This window comes from Arthrobacter globiformis NBRC 12137 (assembly GCF_000238915.1).
Taxonomy (GTDB): Bacteria; Actinomycetota; Actinomycetes; order Actinomycetales; family Micrococcaceae; genus Arthrobacter; species Arthrobacter globiformis.
Genome location: NZ_BAEG01000037.1, coordinates 83,515 through 103,115 on the forward strand (window position 1 = coordinate 83,515; position 19,601 = coordinate 103,115).

Annotated in this window: 16 protein-coding genes and 1 tRNA gene; 8 read left to right on the forward strand and 9 right to left on the reverse strand. The window is 64.9% G+C overall.

What is annotated here, in order from left to right:
* Nucleotides 1–2: 2 nt before the first annotated feature.
* Together ARGLB_RS06345 and ARGLB_RS06350 are read right to left on the reverse strand one after the other, a co-directional pair.
* Entirely contained in the window at nucleotides 3–485 is a 483-nt protein-coding gene (locus ARGLB_RS06345) for an FHA domain-containing protein FhaB/FipA (RefSeq protein ID WP_003800263.1), read from the reverse strand.
* Nucleotides 482–1,222, reverse strand: a complete 741-nt coding sequence (locus ARGLB_RS06350; protein WP_003800266.1) for an FHA domain-containing protein — start codon at nucleotides 1,220–1,222, stop codon at nucleotides 482–484. The genes ARGLB_RS06345 and ARGLB_RS06350 overlap by 4 nt, the downstream gene beginning before the upstream one ends.
* Before the next feature lie 393 nt (nucleotides 1,223–1,615).
* On the opposite strand from ARGLB_RS06350, the gene ARGLB_RS06355 reads away from it, so the two are divergent.
* A tRNA-Leu gene (locus tag ARGLB_RS06355) sits at nucleotides 1,616–1,698 on the forward strand.
* Nucleotides 1,699–1,723: 25 nt separating this feature from the next.
* Here ARGLB_RS06355 and ARGLB_RS06360 read toward each other — a convergent pair.
* The 3 genes from ARGLB_RS06360 to ARGLB_RS06370 all read right to left on the reverse strand — a co-directional run bounded on the left by ARGLB_RS06360 (nucleotide 1,724) and on the right by ARGLB_RS06370 (nucleotide 5,910).
* Nucleotides 1,724–2,941, reverse strand: a complete 1,218-nt coding sequence (locus ARGLB_RS06360; protein WP_003800267.1) for an IS481 family transposase — start codon at nucleotides 2,939–2,941, stop codon at nucleotides 1,724–1,726.
* A gap of 498 nt (nucleotides 2,942–3,439) precedes the next feature.
* On the reverse strand, nucleotides 3,440–4,795 hold the full coding sequence (locus ARGLB_RS06365; protein ID WP_003800269.1) for an MFS transporter: 1,356 nt from the start codon (nucleotides 4,793–4,795) through the stop codon (nucleotides 3,440–3,442).
* 164 nt (nucleotides 4,796–4,959) lie between these two features.
* A complete protein-coding gene (locus tag ARGLB_RS06370; RefSeq protein ID WP_003800271.1) occupies nucleotides 4,960–5,910 on the reverse strand; it encodes a 2-hydroxyacid dehydrogenase in 951 nt (316 codons plus the stop codon).
* Nucleotides 5,911–6,220: 310 nt separating this feature from the next.
* Here ARGLB_RS06370 and ARGLB_RS06375 point away from each other — a divergent pair, with 310 nt between their 5' ends.
* Genes ARGLB_RS06375 through ARGLB_RS06395 form a run of 5 tightly spaced genes read left to right on the forward strand, consistent with a single transcriptional unit; the run spans nucleotide 6,221 to nucleotide 11,896 of the window.
* Nucleotides 6,221–7,780, forward strand: coding sequence for an ABC transporter substrate-binding protein (locus ARGLB_RS06375; RefSeq protein ID WP_003800276.1), 1,560 nt, complete (start codon nucleotides 6,221–6,223; stop codon nucleotides 7,778–7,780).
* Nucleotides 7,781–7,808: 28 nt separating this feature from the next.
* The gene (locus ARGLB_RS06380) at nucleotides 7,809–8,738 is read left to right on the forward strand and encodes an ABC transporter permease (protein WP_003800279.1); all 930 of its coding nucleotides are present in this window, start codon (nucleotides 7,809–7,811) and stop codon (nucleotides 8,736–8,738) included.
* Nucleotides 8,739–8,746: 8 nt separating this feature from the next.
* Nucleotides 8,747–9,748 (forward strand): ABC transporter permease, encoded by a 1,002-nt coding sequence (locus ARGLB_RS06385; RefSeq protein ID WP_003800282.1) that lies wholly within the window; start codon nucleotides 8,747–8,749, stop codon nucleotides 9,746–9,748.
* A complete protein-coding gene (locus ARGLB_RS06390) occupies nucleotides 9,745–10,869 on the forward strand; it encodes an ABC transporter ATP-binding protein (protein WP_003800284.1) in 1,125 nt (374 codons plus the stop codon). Before ARGLB_RS06385 ends, ARGLB_RS06390 begins: the two co-directional genes overlap by 4 nt.
* Complete coding sequence (locus ARGLB_RS06395; RefSeq protein WP_003800286.1) at nucleotides 10,862–11,896, forward strand: ABC transporter ATP-binding protein; 1,035 nt, start codon at nucleotides 10,862–10,864, stop codon at nucleotides 11,894–11,896. The genes ARGLB_RS06390 and ARGLB_RS06395 overlap by 8 nt, the downstream gene beginning before the upstream one ends.
* A gap of 141 nt (nucleotides 11,897–12,037) precedes the next feature.
* Here the strand turns inward: ARGLB_RS06395 and ARGLB_RS06400 are convergent, their stop codons facing one another.
* Together ARGLB_RS06400 and ARGLB_RS06405 are read right to left on the reverse strand one after the other, a co-directional pair.
* Entirely contained in the window at nucleotides 12,038–13,066 is a 1,029-nt protein-coding gene (locus ARGLB_RS06400) for a 2-hydroxyacid dehydrogenase (RefSeq protein ID WP_217491533.1), read from the reverse strand.
* Nucleotides 13,063–14,364, reverse strand: coding sequence for a glucarate dehydratase family protein (locus ARGLB_RS06405; RefSeq protein WP_003800290.1), 1,302 nt, complete (start codon nucleotides 14,362–14,364; stop codon nucleotides 13,063–13,065). The genes ARGLB_RS06400 and ARGLB_RS06405 overlap by 4 nt, the downstream gene beginning before the upstream one ends.
* Before the next feature lie 138 nt (nucleotides 14,365–14,502).
* Here ARGLB_RS06405 and ARGLB_RS06410 point away from each other — a divergent pair, with 138 nt between their 5' ends.
* A complete protein-coding gene (locus ARGLB_RS06410) occupies nucleotides 14,503–15,447 on the forward strand; it encodes a LysR family transcriptional regulator (protein WP_003800292.1) in 945 nt (314 codons plus the stop codon).
* Nucleotides 15,448–15,457: 10 nt separating this feature from the next.
* Here ARGLB_RS06410 and ARGLB_RS06415 read toward each other — a convergent pair whose 3' ends face one another.
* Together ARGLB_RS06415 and ARGLB_RS06420 are read right to left on the reverse strand one after the other, a co-directional pair.
* On the reverse strand, nucleotides 15,458–16,153 hold the full coding sequence (locus ARGLB_RS06415) for a FadR/GntR family transcriptional regulator (protein ID WP_003800294.1): 696 nt from the start codon (nucleotides 16,151–16,153) through the stop codon (nucleotides 15,458–15,460).
* A 10-nt stretch (nucleotides 16,154–16,163) separates the two neighbouring features.
* Entirely contained in the window at nucleotides 16,164–17,291 is a 1,128-nt protein-coding gene (locus ARGLB_RS06420; protein ID WP_003800296.1) for an L-talarate/galactarate dehydratase, read from the reverse strand.
* Nucleotides 17,292–17,862: 571 nt separating this feature from the next.
* Here ARGLB_RS06420 and ARGLB_RS06425 point away from each other — a divergent pair.
* The gene (locus ARGLB_RS06425) at nucleotides 17,863–19,326 is read left to right on the forward strand and encodes an APC family permease (protein WP_003800297.1); all 1,464 of its coding nucleotides are present in this window, start codon (nucleotides 17,863–17,865) and stop codon (nucleotides 19,324–19,326) included.
* Nucleotides 19,327–19,601 lie beyond the last annotated feature (275 nt).

Here is a 19,601-nt window from a genome sequence, read left to right on the forward strand (position 1 = left end):
GGCTACGGCCTCAATTCAATGACCGTCTTGCCGATTCTCACGGGTACACCAAGGTCCACGGGCAGGGCCCTGGTGAGCTGCTGGTCGGCCAGATAGGTGCCGTTAGTGGAGCCGAGGTCCTCGATGAACCAGCGGCTGCCCTGTGGAAAGAGCCGGGCGTGCCTGCCGGAAGCGTAGTCATCTTCGAGTACCAGCGTGGCCTCCTGTGCGCGCCCCAGCAGGATGGGACTGGCAGCCAGGGGGACAGTGCGGCCTTTGAGCGGGCCTTCGGTGACCACCAGTTGGCGGGCCTGCTGCTTGGCCGGCGCGGGAGCCGGTTCGGCGAGTTCGGGATTCTTCCGCACCTGCCGTGCCGTGGGGGCTCCCGTGGCGGCCTTGCGGCCGATCATGAGGTCACGCCGCATGGCCGAGACGATGCTGAAGATGAGGACCCAGAGTAGAAGCAGGAAACCGAAGCGCAGGGCCGTGATGGTCAGTTCGCTCATGGGCGGCCGCCATTGTTGGCGGGCAGGAGGCGGAAAATGATTTTGGTCCGTCCCATCGTGATGGTGGAGCCGTCGGTGAGCTCCATGCTGCCGGCCACTTTGTGTCCGTTGACGTAGCTGCCGTTGGTGGATCCCAGGTCGACGGCGGTGGTGGTTCCGCCGTGGGTCTGGATTTCCAGATGCCGGCGGGAGACTCCGGTGTCGTCCACCAGGATGTCAGCCTCTGATGAACGGCCCAGGACGACTGAGGGCGCATTGAGTGAATACCGTTGTCCGTCGATGTCCAGGACAGGCTGCAGCCGGACTGGCTGGCGGCTTGGCGCTGCCGGCACGTTTGCCCGCGGGGCGGCCGGCGCCTGATCGGAGGACTTTTCGGTCTTTGAGGTGATCTCAAAGTCGCCGGCCCGGTGGGATTCGTCCCGGCGGAATGAAATGCGGACAGGTCCCTGGAGGATGTACCCCTGGCTGCGGACGTGGTTGATCACGACGTCGCAGAGTTCCTCGGCAAGCGGCGTTCCCCATTCCTGGGCGCGCTGGAAATCCTCGTCGCTCAGGAGAACATCGAAGACGTTGGGCACCAGGGTGCGGCCGGCCGCGATGGTGATGGCCTTGTGGTCCACTTCGCGGCGGAGGCGGCTCGCGATTTCCACGGGCTCAACCTGGGCTTTGGAGCCGGTGGAGAAGACGCCGCGGACGGCCTTTTCAATGCCGCGCTCGACCTTGTCCAGCAAACCCATGGTCTTCTCCTTTCCTTGCTGCTGAGGGACAGCACGTCCCGTGGAAGTCATTCTGGCAACGCAGTCACAACAAAACACCGTGCCCGCCGGAAGCGGGCCCCTATGTATCCGATACTACTTGCCACGTCTGCGAAAGACCTTAATCCACAACGCGCCGGGAACCCGATTCGTTCACGTTCCGCTGGCTATTGTGGGCGCAGTCACAAGCTGGGATCGCCCCTCGGCCGCGGCCTCGGGGATCCTGTCATCCGTGTCGGCGCCGGGGAAAACCGTGCCGCTATGTGGCCGCGATGCGCCGATTAGGAATTTGCGGCGAGTGTCCGTTATGCTTGATCTCGCTGCTTTTACAAGGTCGCAAACCGGATTCCGGTGGGGCCAAGTGGGAGAAGTTGCGCGCGAGTGGCGGAACGGCAGACGCGCTGGCTTCAGGTGCCAGTGTCCGAAAGGGCGTGGGGGTTCAAATCCCCCCTCGCGCACGCATGTGGTGAGTCGAGACATCCTTTACGGATGAGTCGGGTCATCGTTGACACCCCGGTCTTCGGACCGGGGTGTTTTTCTTTGCCCGGATGTTCGGGACTGGTAGTCCCGGGTGGGGTCGATGGTGAGTTCGCGGATGATCTCTCCGGTGGTTGTGTCGCTGATGGTGACGTCGGCGTCGTGGATGAGCATCAGGACGTGTTTGCTGGCGTGGGCCCGGCCGATCCCGATGTGGTGGAGCCGGCCGGCGTGGCGGAGGGTGAGTTTCCCGAACTGGTCGACACGGTCGATGCGCCGGCGCCAGTGGTCTCCCTGTTTGGCGCCTGCGGGTGCTGCCTTGGGGGTTGCGGTGTAGGCGGTGGCCGGTGTGCGGCGGCCCAGGGCCCGGTGCGGGCGTTCGTGGTTGTAGATGTGCCGGAACTTTTCCAGCTGTTCGTTGAGGTCATCGAGCGTGTGGGCGGGCGGCTGCCCGGTCAGCCATTTCTTCAGGGTTTGGTGGAACCGCTCTATCTTGCCCTGGGTCTGGGGGTGGTTCGGGGAGCCGTTTTTCTGGGTGATGCCCAGGGCGTGGAGTTGGTGTTCGAAGGCGTTCCGTCCGCCTCGGCCACCGGCCAGGCGGGTGGTGTAGACCATGCCGTTGTCGGTCAGGGTCGAGGCCGGGAGCCCGTATTCGGCGGCCGCTGTGAGGAACGTGGTCACCACGGCGGTGACGGTTACGGGCCGGTAGGCGGTGCAGGCGAGCAGGTAGCGGGAGTGGTCATCGAGGAAGTTCAGGATCTCGATGTCGGTTCCGTCGGCCAGGGACCAGTGGGTGAAGTCGGACTGCCAGGTCTCGTTGGGCTGGTGGGCCTCGAAGCGGTGCAGGGAGGCTTTGGGCCGTTTCTTCGGTTCGCGGGTGATCATGCCTGAGGTGTGCAGGATGCGGCGGATCGTGGAGGTCGAGGGCGGCTGCAGTCCTTCTCGTTCCAGGTGCCAGGCGATGGTGACCGGGCCGGCGTCCAGGCCGGCGTCGGTGAGGCTGGCGCGCAGGGCCAGGATCCGGGCAGTAATGTCGGCGCCGGTGCTGCGGGGATTGCTGTTCGGCCGCCGTGAGCGGGCTTCGACCGCGTCCAGACCGCCGGTGCGGTACCGGGTGAGCAGCTCGTGGACCCACTGCCTGCTCACCCCGTATCTGCGGGCTGCTTCGGCCTTGCTCAGGCCTTGGACGGTGACGGCGAGAACGATGACTTTCTGCTTCGACATGAGTCATCCAAGCAACCCCGAAGTGTCACCTATGTCCCGACTCACCGGTCATGCGACACCTGTCAACAATGTCCCGACTCATGTGTCAACTATGTCGTGAAACTAGACACCCCCTCGCGCACGCATCAGAACCCCGGGAAATCAATGATTTCCCGGGGTTCTTTCTTGTTTCAGCGGCTGTCGCCCGGGTTATTGCACAAAATCCTGCTCTCCGATGGGGAGATCTGGGTTTGCAGGGCACTTACCGACTTGTCAGCCTCCACCGCGACGTCGACCGGCTTCAATGCACTCATGATTTTCTGCCCCTTCAATTCGAGTGGATCCCCGTTCCCTGTGCCGGCTGACCCGCGGGTTTCGCTGGCCTGTCCCGGAAGCCCGGCAAACGGCAGAGACTTTCAGCAACGCCGCGGGGCGGGTGCCGGAATTTCGGCACCCGCCCCGCTCCGTCCGATTAATCCCGTCCCAATACGGCGGGACGATCAGATCACTGTCGATGGCTTACTTCGCCGTTGACGGCTCCAACCGTGTTGTGCCCGCGGCCGGTGACTGCTCCGCGACGTCGGGGGCCGGCTTCCGTTCCTTGAGGAAGTACACGAGGATGGCTGCCACCGTGGATGCCGCAGCCAGTGCGAACAGGCCGGGCACCACGCTTCCGGTCTGCTCCTTGATGATGCCAAAACCGAAGGGTGCCACAAAGCCGCCGAGGTTGCCCAGGGAGTTGATGATGGCGATGGCGGGAGCGAGGACCAGCGGGTGCAGGGCCGACTGCGGGATGGTCCAGAACAGCGGTGATGCGCTCTTGAAGCCCATGGCCGCAACGGCCAGGAACGCCAGGGCAAGGACCGGGGTGGCGACAGCCGCGGCGAGGGTGCCGACGGCGGCCACGAGGAGTGCTGCGACCAGCAGCGGGCGCTTGGACTTAGCCTTGTCCTGCCATTTGGCCGCGAAGTACATGGCGAAGACGGCGCACACCCAGGGGATGGAGGAAAGGAAGCCGACGCTCAGGTCCGTGGTGCCGGGGATCTGCTTGACGATGGTCGGCAGCCAGAACGTGTTCGCGTAGATGGAGAGCTGCACCGAGAAGTAGATGCCGCACAGCAGGAGAATCTGTGGGTTCAGGAGCATCTTCCAGCGGTTGGCCTTGCCGCCGTCGGCCTTGGTGTGCTGGGCGTCCTCCTGGTCGATTGTTGCGGTGAGAGCCGCCTTCTCGCCGGCTGTGAGCCACTTGGCGTCCTGGATCTTTGCGTCGAGGAAGAAGAACACGGTGATGCCGACGGCAACGGAGAGCGCGCCTTCGAAGCCGAACAGCCACTGCCAGCCGCGCAGGCCCAGGACGTCGTGCAGGCTCAGGAGCAGGCCGGCGATGGGGCCGGACAGGGCGGCTGCCACCGATGATCCGGCGATGAAGACAGCGGTCGCCTTGCCGCGCTGCCCGGCGGGCACCCAGCGGGCGAAGTAGAAGATGACGGCGGGGAAGAAACCGGCTTCGGCGGCACCCAGCAGGAACCGCAGAACGTAGAACATCATCTCGTTCTGAACGAACGCCATGAGGAAGGACACGATGCCCCAGCTGACCATGATCCGGGTCAGCCAGATCTTGGCGCCGTACTTTTCCATCATGACGTTGCTCGGAAGCTCGAAAATGGCGTAGGCGATGAAGAACAGCCCGGCGCCGAAGCCGTAAGCCGCGGCGCCGATGCCGACGTCAGCCTGCAGGTGGTCCTGGGCGTAACCAATGTTGGACCGGTTCAGCTGGTTGCACACGAGCATGACCAGCATGATGGGCAGCACGCGCCGGAAAAACTTCTTCGTGGCCGAAGCCAGATCCGTGACAGCGGTGTCTACAGACTGCATGGGGGGAATCCTCTTTGATAGAGCAGCAAGATCGCGCTGTGGGGACTACGGGGCAGGCCGTTGTGGTCCTCGCCACAGCACGTATTAACTGTAAGCAGTCGGATTCATGCCCGTCCAACACGCATATTGCATGGCGTGATACCCGCAGGGAACTATTGAGCAGCTCATGCCTGCGCCGCTGTCAGGACGGAACCGGTGGTGACATAGGAGCGCAGGTTGGCGAGGGTCAGTTCGGCCATGGCGGCCCTCGTTTCGTGGGTCCCGCTTCCGAGGTGGGGCAAAAGGACCACGTTGTCGAGGCTGAGGAGGTCCTCCGGGACCTTCGGCTCCTCCACGAAAACGTCCAGTCCTGCGCCAGCCAGGCGCCCGGCCAGCAGGGCAGCCACGAGGGCTTCCTCATCCACTACGGAGCCCCTGGCGATGTTGACCAGGTAGCCATTGGGTCCCAGCGCATTGATGACCTCGGCGCCTACCAGTCCGGCCGAGCCTGGCCCGCCGGCGGCCGCCACGATCAGCACGTCGCAGCCGGCGGCGAGTTCGACGGGGGAGGCGGCATACCAGTACCCGACGTCGGCCACCGGATTGCGGCTGTGGTAGCTGACGTCGCAGTCGAAGCCTTCCAGCCGGCGCGCGATGACCCGTCCGATCCGGCCGAGGCCAAGGATGCCCACCTTCTTGCCGCTGGCCTTGGTGGCCAGCGGGAAGTTGCCCTTGCTGAGCCAGTCTCCCCGCCGGACGTAGCGGTCCGCCACGCTGGTTTTGCGCAGCACGTCCAGGTAAAGGGCGATAGCGGTATCCGCCACACACTCATTGAGGACGTCGGGCGTGTTGCTGACGGTGATGCCGCGCCCGGCAGCCTGGGCAACATCCGTGGTGTCGTAGCCGACGCCGAAGTTGATGACCGCGCGCAGGTTGGGCAAGGCGCGCATGAGCTCGGTACCCACGCCGAACCGCCCCGACGTCACGGCGACCGCAAAGGACGGGCCATGCGTCCGCAGGAACTCCTCCTGCTCGAGGGCGCCATCAGGGAGCCGCACGGCGCCATAGTCCTTTCGAATGGATTCTTGGACGGTTGGCATGAGTGGTCCGACCTGCAGGACGGCGATGTTCTCCATAGCTGCACCCTAGGGATTCCGATCCATACGGGTCCAACATGTAAATGGCATTGATCGATGCCCGGACTGTATCGGTATCCCTCCTCCCGCGGAACGGCGCGGTTTTCCGGGGGACGTGGCGGCCGTCACAGGGGCCCGGTGCCCGCCTGGCCGTCCCTGCGGCCCCGGCGGCGCCCCGCAATATCCTTGTGGACCCCCTGGACCTCAATTAGCTTGAGTCCAGCGCGGCCCCAAGCACCTGATCCTGATGCCTTGTTCCACTCGTGCAGGACCAGACGCTGCCGCAATCACCCGATCCGGAGGAAATACAATGACGTCTTCTTCAAAGCTCCCCTTTCCCGCCGCCGTGCTGAAGTGGCCGGCCCTGGCATCGGTCGCGGTGCTGGGTCTGAGCGGCTGCTCGGTGGCCAATTCCGACGCCGCAGCCCTCTCCTCGAACACAGTCCGCGTTGTCCTGGGACAGGAACCGCCCACCCTGGAAGCCTGTGAGTCGAACCTGACCTCCACCGGGGTTGTGGTCCGCTCGAACGTCACCGAGCCGCTGATTGAACGGAACCCCAAGACCGGCGAACTCGAACCGAAGCTCGCCACAGAATGGAAGGCCACCAGCGATACGGAATGGACGCTGAAGCTGCGTGAAGGCGTGAAGTTCCAGGACGGCACGCCCTTCAACGCCGAAGCGGCCGCCTTCACCATCGACAGGGCGGTCAACTCCAAGCTCGGCTGCAACGTGGAGGGCTACGTCTTTGGCGACGCGGACCTCAAAGTCAAGGCCGTGGATGCCAGCACCCTGACCGTCACGACTCCCGAACCCGATCCCATCCTTCCGCTGCGCCTTTCATTCCTTGAGGTGGTTCCGACGTCGACCAGCACCACGGCGAAGGTCCGTGAGCCGATCGGCACCGGCCCCTACAAGATCGAGCAGTGGGACTCCGGGCAGAAGATCACGCTCTCCACCTGGGACGGCTACTGGGGGGACAAGCCCGCCTACGCCAAGGCCGAGTACCAGTGGCGTTCCGAAAGCTCGGTTCGGGCGGCCATGGTCACCAGCGGTGAGGCCGACGTCGCCATGGGCTTGAGCCCGGACGACAACATCGGCGACCTCGGCGTTGACTACCCCAACAACGAAACAGTCGCCCTGCGTCTGGACGCCAACGCCGCGCCGCTCAATGACATCCGCGTCCGCCAGGCCGTCAATTACGCCATCGACAAGGAGGGAATCGTCAACTCCCTCTACCAGGGCAAGCACAAGGTGGCTGCACAACTGGTTCCCGAGGGCGTCGTGGGCCACAACTCCGCACTGACGGGCTGGCCGTTCGACCTCGACAAGGCCAAGTCCCTCGTTGCCGAAGCAAAGGCCGACGGCGTGGACACATCCAAGCAGATCTCGCTGGTGGTCCGCAGCGCCCAGTTCCCCAAAATCACCGAGCTGGGGCAGGTCCTCCAGGAGCAGCTCGGCCAGGCCGGCCTGAACGTCAAGCTCAAGATGCTCGAAACCAGCCAGCACCTGACCTACCAGGTCCGTCCGTTCCCGAAGGACGAGGGTGCCGTGGCCCTGATGACCCAGCACGGCAACCAGGCCGGTGATGCAGCCTTCACCGTGGACCAGTACATGCTGTCCACTGGGGCGCAGAGCTACTTCGGCACCCCGGAGTTTGACGCCATGATCAAGAAGGCCGATGCCGCGTCCGGCGACGAGCGGAAGAAGGACTTTGAGGAGATCTTCGCGTACCAGAACGACAAGGTTGTGCAGTTCGCCCACATCTCGCACCAGACCGGCATCATCGGCAAGGCCAAGTCCGTGAACTACACGCCCAACTCGTCCAGCGGCGATGAGCTGCGTGTCGCGGAAATGACCCCGGCAAGCTAGCCCGGACTTCCGGGAGAGAAGGACAGCCATGCTGATCTACTTGAGGAAGCGGATTGTCTCCAGCGCACTGCCGCTGGTGGTGGTGATCGTCGGGGTGTTCGCCCTGGCCAGGATGACGGGAAATCCGGCCAGCCTGTACCTGCCCCTGAACGCCACGCAGCAGATGCGCGACGATTTCACGGCACGCAACGGCCTGGACCAGCCGTTGCTGGTGCAGATGGCCGACTACTTCGGCGGAGTATTCCGGCTCGATTTCGGACAGTCCCTGCGCACCGGGCAGGATGCGGCCGCCATGGCGCTGCGTGCTTTCCCTGCCACCCTGCAGCTCGCGGCCACCACCATGGTGCTGGCCGTGCTGCTGGCACTCGTGGTGGGGTGCTGGGCCGCGCTGAAGCCGAACGGCATTGCGGACCGGATCTCAAGTTTCGTCTCCATGGCTGCGGCTTCAATCCCGGATTTCTGGCTGGCAATCGTGGGCATCTGGGTATTCGCCATCACCCTGGGCTGGCTGCCGACATCAGGTGTGTCGGGGGCCAGCGCCTGGGTGCTGCCCATCGCCACCCTGCTGCTGCGGCCGTTCGGGGTGCTGGTCCAGATTGTCCGCGGTTCCATGGTGTCGGCGCTGTCGGAACCCTACATCAAGCTGGCCCGCAGCCGCGGTGCCGGCGAGCTACGGGTGGTCACGCACCACGCGCTGCGCAACGCCGCGGCCCCGGCCCTGACAGTGGCCGGTGACCTGACCGTGGGACTGGTCAATGGCGCCGTAGTGGTGGAGACCATCTTCGGCTGGCCGGGAATTGGCAAGCTCATGATCGATTCGATCCTGCAGCGCGACTTTGCGGTCCTGCAGGCAGCCGTCCTGCTGACCGCTGTCGCAATCTTCGCACTGAACATCCTCATCGACATGGGGTACGCGCTGCTGGACGCGCGCGTCCGTCCCGTCACGGTAAAGGCCTAGGAGTAACCATGCAGAGTTCACTCACAGAGCCGCCGGCAGCAGAGCAGCTGCCGGCGGACTCCCGCCAGCCCCGGGAGCACACCAAGGAAAGCAAACAGGACGGCAAGCTGGGCCTGTTCCGACTCCTGCTCAAGGACCGTTTCGCCACTGCGTCGGCGCTGATCCTGGTCGTCGTCGGCCTGACGGCCCTCATCGGTCCCGCCCTGATGGGGGACCTGGCCACAAAACAGAACCTGCTGTTCGCCAACAAGGCACCGTTCACTGTGGCGCACGGCTGGGAGTACTTCCTGGGCAGTGATTCGCTGGGCCGGAGCATGCTGGCCCGGCTGGTGGTGGCCAGCCGGACCACCCTGTCCGTCGCCGTGCCCGCCGTCGCGGTTGCCCTGGTCATCGGTTCGTTGTGGGGCGTCTGGGCCGGTTACCACCGCGGCTGGCGGGAGAACGTGTCCATGCGCATCGCCGACGTGATCATGAGCTTCCCGTCCCTGCTGCTCGCCGTCGTCGTCCTTTACGTCTTCAGCCCCTCCGCCGCGAATATCGTCCTGATCCTTGCCCTGACCCGCATTCCGATCTACCTGCGCACCGCCCGGGCCGAGTCGGCGGAGCTGCAAAGCCGGACGTTCGTGGATGCTGCCCGCACGTTCGGGGCCAAGCCCAGCGCGATCATCGTCCGGCACGTCATCCCCGTGGTGCTTCCGACCCTGCTCACGCTGGCCACCCTCGAGTTCTGCTATGTGATGCTCGCCGAGTCTTCGCTGAGCTTCCTGGGCATCGGCATCCAGCCGCCGGACGTCAGCTGGGGCCTCATGGTTTCCCAAGGCCGGCAGTACCTGCAGACCGCGTGGTGGCTGTCTATTTTCCCCGGCGTCGCCATCGTCGTCACCACCATCGCCGCCAACGTACTCGCCGCGTGGCTGCGGATCGCCACCGACCCGGCCCAGCGCTGGCGGCTGGCACTTCCGCGCAAGCGCCTGATCGCCCGCATTCCAGTGAAGGAGACCCAGCCGTGAAAACAGCTGCCGAACAGGCTCCCGTGAAACGCTCCCGTGCCGCAGAAGCACCTGCCGCCAGCAGCGAGGCAAAAGCCCACGACGTCGTCCTGCAGGTCCGCGACCTCGCGGTGGACATCCGGACCCACCGCGGCACCGTGCGCGCGGTGAACAGTGTGGGATTCGAGGCCCGTGCCGGGGAAACCCTGGCGCTGCTCGGCGAATCCGGCTGCGGAAAGTCCATGACCGCGAAGGCACTGGCCGGGATCATGGATCCGGTCTGCGACCTGGCCGACGGCCAGATCGTCCTGAACGGGACCGACCTCGCAGCGCTCAGCGCCAAGGAGCGGCTCAAGTTCGCCGGTCCGGGCCTGGGCATTGTCTTCCAGGATGCCCTGACCGCGCTTAACCCGGTATATACAGTAGGGACCCAGCTCGGCGAGGCGTTCCGCATCCACCGCGGCCTGAACGCCAGGCAGGCGCGGGCTGAAGCGATAGACCTGATGAAGCGCGTGGGCATTCCCGAGCCGGAGTCGCGGGTCAACTCCTACCCGCACCAGTTCTCCGGCGGCATGCGCCAGCGGATCCTCATCGCGATGGCCGTGGCCCTTAATCCGCGCCTGCTCATTGCTGATGAACCCACCACCGCCCTGGATGTCACCGTCCAGGCCCAGATCATGCAGCTGCTGCGGACCCTCCGCGAAGAGGGCCAGATGGCCGTCATCCTCATCACCCACGACCTCGCAGTCGTCGCGGAGGAAGCGGACTCCGTGGCCGTGATGTACGCCGGGAACGTCGTGGAAAGCGGACCGGTGTCGGAGGTCTTCGCGGACCCCCGGCATCCCTATACGAAGGGGCTGCTGGAGTCGGTGCCCGTCCATCTGGAGCGCGGCGCCCAGCTGAAGTCCATTCCGGGCAGCCCGCCCGAGCTCCACGACATCCCTGCCGGCTGCGTCTACCAGTCGCGATGCCCGCTGGTGCAGGACATCTGCCGGGCAGAGCGGCCCGCCCTCCGGCCGGTCACCAGCCCGGTCAACGACGCCGACGCCGGCACCGCCACTGCGAATGTCCCTTCCGGCGGCCCGTCGCGGCCCGCCCGCACCGCCGCCTGCCACTTCAGCGAGGAGATCACCAATGCCTGAGCCGCTTCTGGCCATTGACGGCCTGACCAAGACGTTCCACGTGGCCAAGAGCGCCAGCGGCAACACCCGGCTCAAGGCCCTGGACGGCATCAGCCTGACAGTCGGCCGCGGGGAAACCCTTGGCCTGGTCGGTGAGTCAGGCTGCGGCAAGTCAACCCTGGCGCGGACCCTGATGATGCTGGAAACGCCGGATAAAGGGACCGTGACGTTCGAGGGGACCAACCCGTTCGGGCTCCGCGGAAAGGAACTACTCAACTGGCGACGGCGGGTGCAGATGGTGTTCCAGGACCCGTTCGCCTCCCTGAATGCCCGCATGAACGCCGGCGACATCATTGCCGAACCGTGGGCCACGCATCGCAGCCTGTACCCGACGTCCAAGGAACGCGAGGCCCGGGTCCGCGAACTGCTCCACATGGTGGGTCTGCGCCCTTCCGATGCCCGCAAGTCGCCGCAGGAGTTCTCCGGGGGACAGCGCCAGCGCATCGGGATCGCCCGCGCGTTGGCGCTGAACCCGGACGTCATCATCCTCGACGAGCCCGTGTCCGCGCTGGACCTGTCCGTCCAGGCCCAGGTCCTGAACCTGCTCAACGAGCTGCAGAAGGAACTCGGAGTTTCGTACATTTTCATCTCGCACGATCTGACGGTGGTCCGGCACGTGGCGGACCGGGTGGCCGTGATGTACCTCGGGCGCATCATCGAAACGGGTGCCACCGACGAGGTCTTTGACCATCCCAGGCACCCGTACACGGCGGCCCTGATGTCGGCGTCCCCGAAGCTGGATGTCAGCGGAACGCAGCGGGACAGGATCGTCCTTCGCGGTGAGCTGCCGTCGCCGCTGGATCCGCCGTCGGGCTGCCGCTTCCGGACGAGGTGCTGGAAGGCGCAGGACATCTGTGCCGAAGTGTCACCGGAACCGCAGGTGCTGGCGGCCCCCGACGGCACGCGTCACCTCGCGGAGTGTCATTTCCCGCTCGATTCCATCAAAGGACTCACCGGCGTAACCGCCGCCGTCGCTTCTGCAAGCTGACCGGGCTGGTGCTGGCGGGCCGGGGCTGGGCGCCCCGGCCCGTCCGGGCCAACCTGACTGACGCGACGTGCCCGAAGGCCCTGGCGATCGGCGCGTCAGCGCAAGGAAGTGTCCTGCTTATTGTGCAGCTCGTTTTGACTGCTATTTAGCCGGAACGGGACGCGCCACCAGGTTCACCAGGTCCTCGCCGCGGGCGAGCCGGCCGATATTGGCGGCAATGTCGGCCGCCCTGCGTTCAAACGTGATGCGCGCATGGCCGGAATGGTGCGGTGTGAGCACCGTGTTTTCCAGTTCCGCGAAGGGCAGCTCCGCCGGCGGGACCACGCCGTCCGCCGGCAGCCCCCACCACACGTCCAGGCCAGCTCCGGCGATGCACCGGTCTATCAGCGCCGCATACAGCGCCGCCTGGTCAACCACAGGGCCGCGGGCCACGTTGATGAGGAAAGCCGACGGTTTCATGGCGGACAGTTCAGCCGCCCCGATCATCCCCTTGGTCCCGGCATCCAGCGGCACCGTGACCACGACGACGTCGGACGCGGCCAGCAGCTCATGGAGCTCTCCGTTCCCGCCCACCCAGTCGAGCCCGACGCCGTCGGGAAGAGGGGCTGACGGGTTCCGCCGGACAGCCCGGACCTTCATTCCCAGCGATCCGGCAACACGGGCCACCTCGGCACCGATGGACCCGAGGCCCACCAGCCCCAGCGTCAGGTCAGCAAGGACGGGCTGAAAGGGCACGCCGGCGTCGGTGGCGATGGTCCGCCACTCTCCCCGGCGGAGTGCGCGTTCGGCAGCGGCAACATTGCGCGACAGCATCAGCGTGACCATGAGGACATGCTCGGCAATAGGCCGTGCGTGGTGGAAGGTGTTGGCCACCAGCGCCTGCGGCGCCAGCTGCGGGAACGAGATCTTGTCGTAGCCGGCGCCAGTGACGTGGACCAGGCGCACCGCGGAGGCCGTCTCGGCCTCCGCGGGGCTGAGGGAGGAACAGACGACGACGTCGGCCCCCGCCAGCGCGGCTATCCGGCGGTCCGCGGTCCAAGCCGCCGCCATGTCCCAGTGGTGAGTGCCGCCGTCGGCCTTTAACTGGTCAGCGAACCGGCTGATGATGGGGTCGGTGACCACGATCTTCAGGGATTCCAGTCCGTCCGGCTGGCCGGGCCCGGCCTTCACCACCGGGGGCTCTGAAGCTCGTAGGAGGGGTGGAGCCGCTTCATGTAGCCGGTGTCATCCCGGCTCCTGAGTCCGCAGTCCAGGTACTGGCGGTGCAGGCGTTCCAGGGCGTCACGGTCGATTTCCACTCCGAGCCCGGGACCGGTGGGGACCTGCACGGCGCCGCCCGTGAATGTGAACACGCCGTCGGCGATGACATCTTCGGACGGGTCCTTCCACGGCCAGTGCGTGTCGCAGGCGTAGTCGAGCTTGGGGGTGGCCGCCGCGAGGTGGACCATGGCGGCAAGGCTGATGCCCAAATGGGAATTGGAGTGCATGGACAGTCCCAGACCGAACGTCTCGGTGATGCCGGCCAGGAACTGGCTCCGGCGCAGGCCGCCCCAGAAGTGGTGGTCGGACAGGATGACGTCCACGGCTCCGGCCGCCACGGCGGGGGCAACATCGGCGAAGCTGACCACGCACATGTTGGTCGCCAGCGGCATGCCCACCTCGCGGCGGACGGCGGCCATGCCGTCAATGCCGGGAGTGGGGTCCTCAAGGTATTCCAGGACGCCGTGCAGTTCCTTGCCCACGCGGATGGAGGTTTCCACGGTCCAGGCGCCGTTGGGGTCAATGCGGAGCGGCAGGTCCGGGAATTCAGCCCGGAGTGCATGCATGGCCGCGATCTCCTCCTCGGGCGGGAAAACGCCGGCCTTCAGCTTCAGCGCGCTGAAGCCGTAGGCGTCCACCATGGTCCGGGCCTGCCTGACAATGCCCTCGGGGTCCAGGGCGGCGCCCCAGCTGTCCTCGGCCTGGCCCGGGTGGCCTGCCCACTTGTAGAACAGGTAGCCGCTGAACTGCACCGACCCGCGGACGGCGCCGCCGAGGAGGTCGCTGACGGGCCTGCCCAGCAGCTTGCCCTGGATGTCCAGGGCGGCGACGTCGAACGGGGACAGCACCCGGTCCGCGGTGCTCGAACCCGTGACCATGCCGCTCATGCCGTGGCCGCCCTGGCTGGTGTCCTGCTCCAGTGCCTGGGCGATTCGGCTGCGCAGCGCGTTGATGTTGAACACGTCCGTCCCGGGCAGCGCAGCGGCTGCCAGCTGGAGCCGTGCGAGGTGGCCGGCGTCGCCGTACGTTTCACCGAAGCCCGAGACGCCGGCGTCCGTGTGGACCTCGACGATGGCCCGCAGGGCGAACGGTTCATGGACGCCCACGGTGTTGAGGAGGGGCGGGTCCTTGAAGGCCACCGGCGTTATGGAGACGCCAGTGATCCGGGCCTGGTTGAGGTGCTGGGCGGGGTCGTATGCCTGGTTCACTGCGCTGTGCTCCTTGGATTGCCTGTGCTGTTTGGCCCTTTAGGGGTTGATAAAAGCTGCTTTGTTCACGACCATAAGGTGAGCTATCAATTCAAGTCCAAGCCAATTTATGCACTCGACAATTCAGTAAGGGTATGGATGTTTTCGCTGCCTCAGTTAGAAGCGTTTGTGGCCGTTGCTGAAGAACTGCATTTCGGTGCTGCGGCGGAGCGGCTCAACATGACCCAGCCACCGCTGAGCCGCCAGATCCAGATGCTCGAAAAGAAACTGGGCGCCCAGCTTTTCGGCCGGACCAGCCGGAAGGTGGAGCTCACCGCAGCCGGTGCCACGCTGCTGCCGCGGGCACGGCAGATCCTGGACATGTGCATCAAGACGGATCTGGACGTCCGGCGGGTCTCGTCCGGGCAGGCAGGCACCATCACCGTCGGGTACACGGCGATAGCGGGTCACAGTGCGCTGCCGCTGATGCTGCGCCGCGCAGCGGAGAATATGCCGCGGGTGTCCTTCGTGCTCCGGGAGCTGGTCTCCACGGACCAGATGGACGGGCTGGTGAAGGGGAACGTGGACATCGGCCTGCTGCGACCCATCGTGGCCCGGCCGGGGGTGGTGTCCCGGCCGCTGATGCAGGACCGCCTGGTGGTGGCGCTGCCCGAAGGCAGTTCGCTGCTGGGCACGATGGCACCGCGCAACGGCGAGCCGCTGCCGCTTGGATTTTTGGACAGGCTTCCGCTGCTCATGTACTCCACCAAGGAGGCCCGCTACTTCCACGACCTGGTGCTGCGTTTGTTCGCCAGCGCCGGCGCACATGCCAACATCACCCAGTACGCCAGCCAGGTACCGGCGCTGTTGGCGTTCGTCCAGGCAGGGCTGGGAGTGACTCTGGTTCCCGCCTCTGCCATGGCGTTCGCCCCGGCGGGCGTGGAATTCCACGAGATCGACGGGCGGAACGGCGTGCAGGAGCTGAACCGGGTGGAACTGGAGCTTGCGTGGAACGAGGAGACGGCCAACCCTGCTGTTTTGCGGCTTCTGGAGCTGATCAAGCCGCCTGCAGGTGACGGAATCGAGTCGCCTGGCGGGGCGTGATTCGAGGCTCCTATTCGCGACCGGCCCGGAGCCTGCGCCGCGAGTTGGCCAGGTGGTTGCGCATCGCCGCGGACGCTGCGGCTCCGTCACCGTCCGCGATGGCGGCAAAAATGGACCCGTGTTCGTGGACCACCTGTTCGAAGTGGTCCCGGGCGTAATGCTCGACGCCGGTCATCAGCCGGGTGCGCGGCATGGCGATCATCGTCTGGCCCAGCGAGGAGAGGCAGTCCGTGTAGAAGGGGTTTCCCGAGGCAGCGGCAATGGCTTTGTGGAACTCAAAATCCGCCTTCATCGCGTGCGCAGGGTGCTCGCCGCTGTCCGTGAATTCCGCCAGTGCCTGCCGCATGGCGTTCAGCTGCCGCTCCGTCCGGTTTCCGGCGGCAAGCGCTGCCGCTTCGGTTTCGACGCCGATCCGGAATTCCAGCAGATGCAGGCGGTCCTCGGCGGTGACCACAGCCCTGGTGGGCTGGCCCCACGTCGGACTTCCCGGGGGAGGGGTCAGCGCAAAGCTGCCCCTCCCGCGTTCGGTTTCCACGAGTCCTTCGGCCTGGAGCCGGGTGAGCGCGGACCGGACGACCGTCCGGCTGACGCCGAACTCGCCAATGAGGGTGTTTTCGCTCGGAAGCTTTTCGCCGGGCTGGATGACGCCGTCGACAATGCGGGTGCGAAGATCGGCGGCGAGGTCCGCGGTCAGGTTCCGGCTCATGGATTCAAGGTTACGCGCCGAATTCCGCCGTCTCGGTGGTCCACGCGCGGGCCTGGTCGCTGAGGCTGACGCCGAGGCCCGGGCGGTCCGGAACGATCATGCGGCCGTCCTTGGTTTCGAGGCGTTCGTTGAACAGCGGGTCCAGCCAGTCGAAGTGCTCCACCCACGGTTCGCGCGGGTAGGCGGCGGCCAGGTGCAGGTGGATTTCCATCGCGAAGTGCGGGGCCAGGCCCAGGCCGCGTTCGTCGGCGAGGGCTGCCAGGCGGAGGAACTGGGTGATGCCGCCGACGCGCGGGGCGTCCGGCTGGATGATGTCGCAGCCGTTGGCGGCGATGAGGCCCTTGTGCTCGGCTACGGAGGCGAGCATTTCGCCGGTGGCGATTGGGGTGTCCAAGACCTGCGCGAGGTGGGCGTGGCCCTCGAAGTCGTAGGCGTCCAGCGGCTCTTCGATCCAGATGAGGTTGAATTCTTCGAGCTGGCGGCCCATGCGCAGTGCGGTGGCGCGGTCCCACTGCTGGTTGGCGTCCACCATGAGCGGCACATCCCAGCCGATGTGTTCGCGGATGCCGGCCACGCGGCGCAGGTCCTCCTTGGTGTCCGGGAGTCCGACCTTGATTTTGATGCCGCCGATGCCCTCTTCGACGGACTGCGTGGCGCGGGCCTTCACCTCGTCGAGGGTGGCGTTGAGGAAGCCGCCGGAGGTGTTGTAGGTCTGGACGGAGTCGCGGTAAGAGCCCAGGAGCTTGGCCAGGGGGAGCCCGGCGCGCTTGGCCTTGAGGTCGTACAGGGCGATGTCGATGGCGGCAAGGGCCTGGGTGGCGACGCCGGAGCGTCCCACGGAGGCACCGGCCCAGAGCAGCTTGGTGTAGAGCTTGCCGATGTCGTTGGGGTCCTCGCCGATGATGCCTTCGGCAACTTCCTTGGCGTGCGCGTACTGCGCGGGGCCGCCGGCGCGCTTGGAGTAGCTGAAGCCGAGGCCGGTGTGGCCCTGTTCGGTGGTGATCTCGGCGAAGAGGAAGACAACTTCCGTCATGGGCTTCTGGCGGCCGGTGAACACCTTGGCATCGCTGATCGGCACAGCCAGCGGAAGGCGGGCGGTTGACAGTTTGACGTGCCGGATGAGGTCGACGGTACTCATGGTTCTCCTTGGGGATCAGGGGCAACATCGCCCGCTCACCTAGGATACAAGTTAGCTACTTGTAGTACAAGCGGCTCCGCGGTCCGCCTTCTCTAGGGTCAGCTTTGGCTCTTAGACCTCGACCAACTTGTGGCAGGGAATTGGAATTCGGACCCTATCCTGACGCCTTTTGGGCTTTGTTCTGACGTCAGGTTGGGGTGTGCCCCAACCCGACGAATAGAAACTTCAGATGGTCACATCCGCCGGCAGCGTCATCCACCTCCTTCCCCCGCTGGTCTAGAACAAGACCTCCTCCAAGACGGCCTTCACCTTCCAGCGGGTTCCGGATGCCCGGCTTGGGGCGCTGGATGAAGGATCGAGACTGTCGCCCAATGCCCGATTTCAGTTGGATATTGTCCGTGGAGCGGTATCGTAATCCTAAAAATTTTCGAAAAATGGACTAGCGGGTTGTGTATTTTTCGGTTTATGGTGTGACTTGACACACACGACTGGACGACGATGCGTTCAGTAAGCAATGTCGCCAGCTTGGGGTCTGACTCCGGCAGGCGACCTGGATCAAATGTGAGACCCCATGACCACCACACCCACACTGAAGAAGGCATTCACTTTCCAAAGTGCCTTCATGTTCTCTTTCGTCTTCGTATCGCCGATTGTGGCGCTGTACGGAGTATTCGCGCTTGTGCTCGGCGCTGCCGGCCCATCAGGCTGGTGGTCTTTCCTGATTGTGTTCGCCGGTCAGATCATCGTCGCGTTCGTGTTCGCAGAGTTGGCCTCCCGCTGGCCCATCGAAGGGTCCTTGTACCAGTGGGCTCGCCGTCTCGTGGGTAACCACTATGGCTGGTTTACCGGCTGGATCTACATGTGGACACTGGCCATTGCCTGCGCCGGTGGTTCGTTTATTACTTCACAATTCCTGCCTCTGGTCCTAGGTCTCGAGCCTTTCGACCTGTTCACACAGATATTGGTCGCGCTGGGCACTTTGGCGGTAATCATGGTGCTCAACCTGATCGGTCCAAAGGCAATCAAAGCGGTCGTCTTCCTGGCCATTATGGCGGAGGTCGTCGGAAGTGTTGCCTTAGCAATTACGCTCTTTCTGTTCTTCCAGGAGCAGCCCTTCAGTGTCCTCCTCCAAGGCGCCGACGTCACCGTGCCGGGGGTAACTTTCGCAGGCATCGCTGCCGCCGCGGCATTCGTCGGCTGGGGCTTCGTTGGCTTCGAAAGCGCTGGTGACATCGCCGAAGAGGTAGAGGATCCGCGCCGCAATGTACCGAAGGCGATCATTGCCGCGATTCTGAGCGTTGGCACCGTTGTGGTCGTCTCAGCCCTCGCCCTCATTATCGCGATCCCGGACCTCGGGCGCGTGCTCAGTGGCGAGGAGATCGACCCGGCCGCCTATATCGTGGGGTCGGCACTCGGGGAACAAGCGGTCGTGCTGCTGTTCCTGCTGATTATCGTCGGCTTCGTCGCCTGCATGCTTGCCACCCAGATGGCTTCTTCTCGGGTCATGTGGGCTTTCGCCCGAGATAACGCCTTTCCAGCGTCCAGGTGGATCAAGCGCCTGTCACCACGCACGTCGAACCCTAATAGCGCCATCGTAGTCACTGCCATCCTGACCATGCTCATCCTCGTGGCCGCAACCACCGGACCCGTGTATGCGACCCTTGTGAGCTTCTCGACCGCGGGCTTCTTCATCTCCTTCGCCCTGCCAGTCGTGGCGCACGCTCTGACGCGGCACAAGAGTTCATGGACTCCGGGGCCATTCTCACTGGGGAAGGCCGGCAAGGTGCTCGTGCCGTTGGCCGCTGTTTGGGTAGTTTTGGAGCTGATCAACATTGCGTGGCCGCGCACGCCGGAACTGGATTGGTGGCAGAACTACTCGGTCGTCATAGGGCTGGCTGGCGTGCTCTCACTCGGCCTCATCGTCTGGTTCCCTAGGCGCTCGACGATTGCGAATCTGCCGATCATTGAGCCGGGAAGCGAAGACGATCACGCGGCCGAAACGGCTGAGAGTGCAGCAACTAGTAACATCTTCTGATCCTTGCCCGTCCCTGCACCAGACGGCGCCATACATGCTTCGTCGCTGCGGGAAAGTAGAGAGTGGAAGCCAAGCCCTGCCGAATAGCGTGGGTTCGATATCCCAGACCCGCTGGCTCGGCGAGCACTACAGAGATGCCCCGTGGCACCAGTCTCTAAAAAGTGAGTGAAAAACTAACTTTCACGCGGAGTTGCCATGATATGCTCATACTGTAATACGGTATGAGCATATCAACCTGTAGTTTTGCAGTGCGCAGACGATAGGCACGTTCAATT